9 protein-coding genes are annotated in these 6,158 nt (G+C 38.9%); 7 read left to right on the forward strand and 2 right to left on the reverse strand.

Translation table 11 applies throughout. The features are described from left to right. Positions 1–75 precede the first annotated feature (75 nt). From rbfA to AW17_RS02585, 5 genes are all read left to right on the forward strand, one after another. The gene (gene rbfA / locus AW17_RS02565) at positions 76–453 is read left to right on the forward strand and encodes a 30S ribosome-binding factor RbfA (RefSeq protein ID WP_029274533.1); all 378 of its coding nucleotides are present in this window, start codon (positions 76–78) and stop codon (positions 451–453) included. A gap of 5 nt (positions 454–458) precedes the next feature. After that, positions 459–1,088 (forward strand): PAQR family membrane homeostasis protein TrhA, encoded by a 630-nt coding sequence (gene trhA / locus AW17_RS02570; RefSeq protein ID WP_167343637.1) that lies wholly within the window; start codon positions 459–461, stop codon positions 1,086–1,088. A 7-nt stretch (positions 1,089–1,095) separates the two neighbouring features. Continuing rightward, positions 1,096–1,782, forward strand: coding sequence for a peptidoglycan DD-metalloendopeptidase family protein (locus AW17_RS02575; RefSeq protein WP_029274535.1), 687 nt, complete (start codon positions 1,096–1,098; stop codon positions 1,780–1,782). Positions 1,783–1,934: 152 nt separating this feature from the next. Then, positions 1,935–2,588, forward strand: a complete 654-nt coding sequence (locus AW17_RS02580; protein ID WP_029274536.1) for an energy transducer TonB — start codon at positions 1,935–1,937, stop codon at positions 2,586–2,588. Then, a complete protein-coding gene (locus AW17_RS02585) occupies positions 2,589–2,978 on the forward strand; it encodes a hypothetical protein (protein ID WP_029274537.1) in 390 nt (129 codons plus the stop codon). It abuts the gene before it with no gap. Here AW17_RS02585 and AW17_RS02590 read toward each other — a convergent pair. Then, complete coding sequence (locus AW17_RS02590) at positions 2,970–3,839, reverse strand: diacylglycerol/lipid kinase family protein (RefSeq protein WP_029274538.1); 870 nt, start codon at positions 3,837–3,839, stop codon at positions 2,970–2,972. The genes AW17_RS02585 and AW17_RS02590 overlap by 9 nt on opposite strands. A gap of 57 nt (positions 3,840–3,896) precedes the next feature. On the opposite strand from AW17_RS02590, the gene AW17_RS02595 reads away from it, so the two are divergent. Further along, entirely contained in the window at positions 3,897–4,871 is a 975-nt protein-coding gene (locus AW17_RS02595; protein WP_029274539.1) for an App1 family protein phosphatidate phosphatase, read from the forward strand. Positions 4,872–5,233: 362 nt separating this feature from the next. On the opposite strand, the gene AW17_RS02600 is transcribed toward AW17_RS02595, so the two are convergent. Further along, positions 5,234–5,602, reverse strand: coding sequence for a YccF domain-containing protein (locus AW17_RS02600; protein WP_029274540.1), 369 nt, complete (start codon positions 5,600–5,602; stop codon positions 5,234–5,236). A 106-nt stretch (positions 5,603–5,708) separates the two neighbouring features. Between AW17_RS02600 and AW17_RS02605 the strand changes: the two genes are divergently transcribed. Beyond that, complete coding sequence (locus AW17_RS02605) at positions 5,709–6,023, forward strand: hypothetical protein (RefSeq protein ID WP_029274541.1); 315 nt, start codon at positions 5,709–5,711, stop codon at positions 6,021–6,023. Positions 6,024–6,158 lie beyond the last annotated feature (135 nt).

Here is a 6,158-nt window from a genome sequence, read left to right on the forward strand (position 1 = left end):
TGGGATGTAGAAATAAACCTCGCAGGTTTTTGAAACCTGCGAGGTTTCATCATAAAGGCGATAGATAAATACATTATGGAAAGTAAACGTCAGCAGAAATTTGCAGGAGTATTACAGGAGGAGTTAGCACAGGTTTTTCAGCGTGAAGGCGCTGCATTTTTGCCTAATACATTGGTAACGATTACCCGGGTTCGGGTTTCGCCAGATTTGGCAGTAGCTAAAGTTTACCTGAGCTTTTTTAATACCAATAACACCACGCTTTCTATCAATACAGTTAACGCACATTCGGGCGAAATCAGGTATAAACTGGGAAGCAGAATCCGCCATCAGGTTAGGGTGGTGCCAGAGCTTACTTTCTTTGTAGATGATACGAACGAGTATGTAGAGCGTATGGATCATCTTTTCGATAAAATTGCAAAAGAACCCAGACAGAAGGACGAAGACAGCGAATAATCTTTGTGAGGAAGCTAAGGGAACCCGTTAATTTCTTCACTCATTTTATACCGGCATTAATTGCAGTTCCGGCTGGCTATATATTGCTCCAAAAATGCAATACACCTATTGAATATACTGCTGCCTGGATTTATAGCATTGGCACTTTTATCCTTTTTGGTGTAAGTGCCATGTATCATGGTTATCCGGCTACCGATTATGGTGTGCGTTTTTGGCAAAAATTCGATCATTGCTGCATTTATCTAATGATAGCAGGTTCTTACACACCAACTGCTTTGCTGGTTTTTGATGACTGGTTACGTTGGAGTTTGTTCGCAATCGTATGGGTTATCGCTATTATAGGTTGCCTGCTTAAAATCTTTAACCGATTAAAAAGCATGGCTATCTCATTGTCTATTTATATTTTAATGGGCTGCTTAATTGTGCCTTTGTTACAGAAAATGCTAGGTACGTTACCTATTGGTGCAATTTTCTGGTTGCTGTTTGGTGGCATTTTTTACATTGCCGGAACTTATTATTACGCAAAGGATAAACAGCTGTTTAAATGGATGCACAGTCATGAGCTTTGGCACTTGTTTGTAATAGGAGGTGCCTTATCTCATTATATTTATAACCTCGTTTATATTTTTAAGTAGATTATAAATGCAAATTTTTGAGCAGATTATTCAAAGCAATGCTTCATTAATCCACAAGGTGGTTGATTTTGATGTAAAACACGATCAACTTATATCTTTAGACTTTACAGCAGCAAATACTCAGTTAACGGATGAAATGCTGGATAATACCGATTTATTTTCTGCCTGGGTAAATGGAAAATTAATTGATAATAATGCTCGTTATGGGATTGGTGGCTATGGCGAATATCGTAGCATATATTCGCGAAGTGCTCATTTTAATGCCGGTGAAGAAGCCCGCAGGTTGCATTTAGGTGTTGATATTTGGGGGGCAGCTGGAACGCCAGTCTATAATTTTTACGATGCCACCGTTCAAAGTTTTGCCAACAACAACAACTTTGGCGATTATGGCGCAACAATCATCTTAGCTTACGAAATTGATGGTTTTAAGTTTAACGCGTTATACGGGCATTTAAGTCTGGCTTCGTTAACTGGGCTGGAGGAAGGTAAATTTATTCCGGCAGGCGCAAAAATCGCAGAATTAGGTTTAAAAGAAGAGAACGGTTACTGGCCGCCACACCTTCATTTTCAATTGATCGAAAATATGGAAGGATTAAAAGGCGATTATCCTGGGGTTTGCAGATTTAGCGAACGAGAAAAATACCTGGCAAACTGCCCCGACCCGAATTTGATTTTGAAGGCTACGTTCTTTTAACCGCAAAGAAAATAAGGAATGCGCAAAGGACGCAAAGTTTAGCCGTAATTTTTCCGTGTTTCTGTGCTTCCGTGGCAAAACAACTCCTCTTTCCGCTGCGAAAAACTTTGCGTTCTTTGTGGTTAAACCTGAATAAACCGTAAATTAGTATAATGAAAAACCTGTTCACTCTTTGTTTGCTTTTCTGCTGTTCATTGGCCATGGCCCAGGTTCAGTTTAAATCGGGTAAAAGTGGTTTTGTAAACTTCCTGAGAGAGAATACCATTTATCCGCAGTTCTCTAAAGATAATTGTATTCAAGGAACGGTAAATGTGAGCTTTAAGCTTGATGCACAAGGGAAGGTTTATTTTTCTAAAGTGAGTAAAGGAATATTATCTGATCTGGATGAAGAAGCCCTGCGCTTGGTGCGTTTAAGCAGCGGTAAATGGCAGGTTCCGGCAGGTTACGATACCACAGTTTCGATTGTGGCACCCGTTAATTTTAAACTTTCGGGCTATAATTGTGAAGGGAAATCAAGCGAAGCCATTCAGGAAGCAATCCGTACTTATCTGGCTGAAGAAGGTTTGACCAACTCTGTAATTAATTTCTATAAAAACATAGACCAGGCAAAACCCGGACAAGAGGTTCAGATTATTGCCATTAAAAACCAGTTGGGCATTGATGATGAATACTTGGATGACCGGATAAAAATGGCCCTAAAAAAAATAAAACAGGGCGATAAACAAGGTGCCTGTGAGGATTTTTTATTTGTTAAATATATGGGGAGTAAAATGGCTGACGATTATTTAGCAAAATATTGTAAGTAAATGAAAAACACAAGCAGATTTTTTGCCTTATTGGATATCATCAGCATTGCATTATTGGCTACACAGTTTTGGCAGATTTTAACACACCTGAACGAAATCCCCGATCAGATACTTTCACAGGCAAAGGTTATTTTATTGTTGCCCTTATTTGTGTCGCTTTTTGTATCGGCAGCGGGTTTAATCTTATTTAAGAAATTCGGCTTTATTACCTATTATATTCAGTTTCCATTCCGTTTGGTGGTATGGATATTTTCTATTGGCTTTATTACTTATTTGCCAGAAACGTTAAACCTCGGCGAACGGTGGTTTGATATTTTGTTCCGCATCTGCTTTATCGCCGAATTTTTCAGATTGTATTTTACCATTAAAATTCACCGTTCATCATTCTGATACACTAGGTAAAACCACCGTTATGGCAGCAGGCAGAATTTTTGCTTCAACGGTATTCACCCTGCCAATGTATTCTCCATCAACCTGAAAGTGTGCTTTATGTTTCGAAGAAATCTTAACCTCAGCGGTTTGAAATACTTCTATTTTTTTAGGGTTGAAAGGTAATTTGGTGATCCATATTTTTAGTATTTCAAGATATGAGTAGTCTTTTACCAAAACCACTTCGAATAGATTATCGTCCAGTTTTCCACCTGGATTTATCTTTAACCCAGAACCGTACATGGTTGCATTCGCAATAGCCACCATTGCCGCTTTAGAAGTGATTGTTTCATCTTTAAGTTTCAATTGCACGTCCATTCTGCTGTGGTTCCATAAGGCATGCCAGGTAGCCTTTGCATAACCCCACATCCCCCGCTGGGGCAGGGTATCAAATTTCTTTACCAGAGAGGCATTAAAGCCCAGATCGGATAAATGGATGCAGATTTCATTATTAAGTTTAATCACATGGATTTTTTGCAAACGGCCTTCATCCAAAATGGCTAAAGCAAGTGCAATATCAGTTGGTATACCTAATTCTTTCGCCATTCCATTTGCAGAACCAGCAGGGATAATCCCGATAGGGGTTTCAGTATGCAACAGACATTCGGCGACAAGTTTTAAGGTGCCATCGCCACCAACGGCCACCACACGATCTGCCTTCGCGCTTTTAATCCTTTCTTTTATCTGCTCTAAAGAGCAGTCTTCTGGTAATTCGAAAAGATCGATCTCCGTTTTTTTTGCATCGAAATGGGTAGAAATTACTTTCTTCAAGTTAATATCATGACTGCCTGAGCCTGGGTTGATGATGAATAATAATTTCATGTGTTACCTTATGGTTTACATCACAAACAACTTTTAATAAACTCTGTTTTAATACTGATGAATAAATCTGTTAGTGTTAAGGTATATCATGGCTATGGCCATGCGCACAATTTGGTTGTTTATGGTCACGTTTTTAAACGCAAGGCAAAAACACAGCAGGTTTACAGCAATAATTTGTTTATTAATATCGCACATCTTTTAAAGCTCTTCATCCTAAAACCTTATGCTTTTGTTGAGGTGCGTTTGCAATTTTTTGATCAGACGATTTACAATAAAACCGAAGGGGATGGCTTTTTTAAATTCGAATGGAAAGCCGAACATGAGGTGCCTGCAGGCTGGCACTTTGTTAAAGTAGAAGCTGTTGATAAAAACGGAAAAGTTTTAAGTGCAGGTGAGGGTAAGGTATATGTACCGCACATTACGCAATATGCCTTTATTTCGGATGTGGATGATACCGTGATGATTTCTCATTCGGCAACTATTGGGAGGAGGTTGAGAGAGCTGTTTATCAAGAATCCGCATACGCGCAAAACCTTTCCTGATGCAGCCAGTCACTATCAGCAATTGGCTATGTCGCATACCGAAGCAAATCAGCCCAATCCTTTTTTTTATGTGAGCAGTAGTGAATGGAACCTTTACGATTATTTGGTCGAGACTTTTAGGTTTAACAAGTTGCCTGACGGTGCTTTTCTTTTAAATACATTAAAACGATGGAAAGATTTAGTCAAAACAGGTAAAACAGGGCATGAGGGTAAATTATTGAGGGTAATGCGAATTTTAGACGCTTTTCCCAATCAGAAGTTTGTGTTTTTTGGTGATAACTCGCAGCAGGACCCAAAAATTTATTCTACAATAGTGGAGAAGTATCCAAAAAATATCGAAGCGGTATACATTCGCAATATTCGTCCTGAAAAAGAAGTAGAAACAAGACAACTGCTTAAAAAGGTTGAGGAAAAAGGGGTGAGTGCGTGTTTATTTAATAATAGCGAGGAAGCGATTGAACATTCTAAATCAATAGGATTGATACAATAGTTTTTGGAGCGCAATTGTTGTGCTCATCGGTTTCGACAGTCCCGCTTTCCTTCCTGCCCCGATGTAATATCGTGGGCATCCATTCAATCGGGGCTAAGTACAAAGTTTTTTGCTAATGGGAACAGGCTACAGTTCAATAAACCCGACAGTAGCGGCAGCCCGTCCCGATTTTTCATCGGGATCATGAGGGCTATAGCGAATGGCGGGACTTCCGGACCCGATAAACACAGAACCCCGCTTTTCAAAAAAAGCTATCGTCATTGCGAGACTGGAAATGAGCGAGTCGAAGCAATCTTAATAGCGATTGTTGTAGGATTGCTTCGTGCCTCGCAATGACGAAAAATAGAGGGATTTACCTCAAATCAAGAAATCGATTTTCCGAAAGGTGTAAAAGCCAAATTCATCAACTTAAAATGCTGGCGCCCAAATGGGATACCTACAATGGTAATGCAAAGCAGGATACCAAAAAACAAATGGGTTAACGCAATCCAGAAACCACCACATAGAATCCAGATCAGGTTCATGATGGTAGAAAGGCAACCCGTGTTTGACGAAGTGTCGGTTATTTTAACGCCAAAAGGAGCGAGGCCTACAATGGCAAATTTAAAACATTGAATGCCAAAAGGAATGCCCACAATGGTTAGACAAAGGATTAATCCACCGATAATATATTCGAAGAAAATAAAGATACCGCCAAAAATAATCCAGATAATATTGCCTAAAAAGTTCATTATGTTTTTTAGTTTAAGATTTAATAATGGATGTTTTGTTACAATTCATTTAATACATACTCATGTATTCTTCGTAATTTAGAATTACACACAAAAGAAACACAACATGAAAAAATTAATTCTTGCGGCGGCATTTGTCGCCTGCTTCGGGCTGTCGCGTGCCAAAGCCCAGAATGTAAATGGCTTTAAGTTAAGTGATATCAAGGTAGATTACATCGAATTAAAACCGATTTATAATGGTGGCGATACCTATATTGCCAGGATAGATTATGGGCAAAAATTCAAACGGCCTAAAGAAATAAACGTAAGAGACGACGATGGAAATGATTTGCTTTTCAATTCCCAAATAGATTGTCTCAATAAATTGAAAAGATACGGCTATGAACTTCTTAATAACCTGAGTTCGATAATTATTTGCTGAAAATTATATCTTATTTACGCCTAATCCCGCTTTATCGTCCTGCTGAATTTATTTCAGCATCTTTTTAGCGTGAAAGACCCTGAAATAAATTCAGGGTGACGACCGTCTTAACAGAAAACTTGATTAAAACGCCAC

Source organism: Pedobacter borealis DSM 19626 (genome assembly GCF_000708285.2).
Classification (GTDB): Bacteria; Bacteroidota; Bacteroidia; order Sphingobacteriales; family Sphingobacteriaceae; genus Pedobacter; species Pedobacter borealis.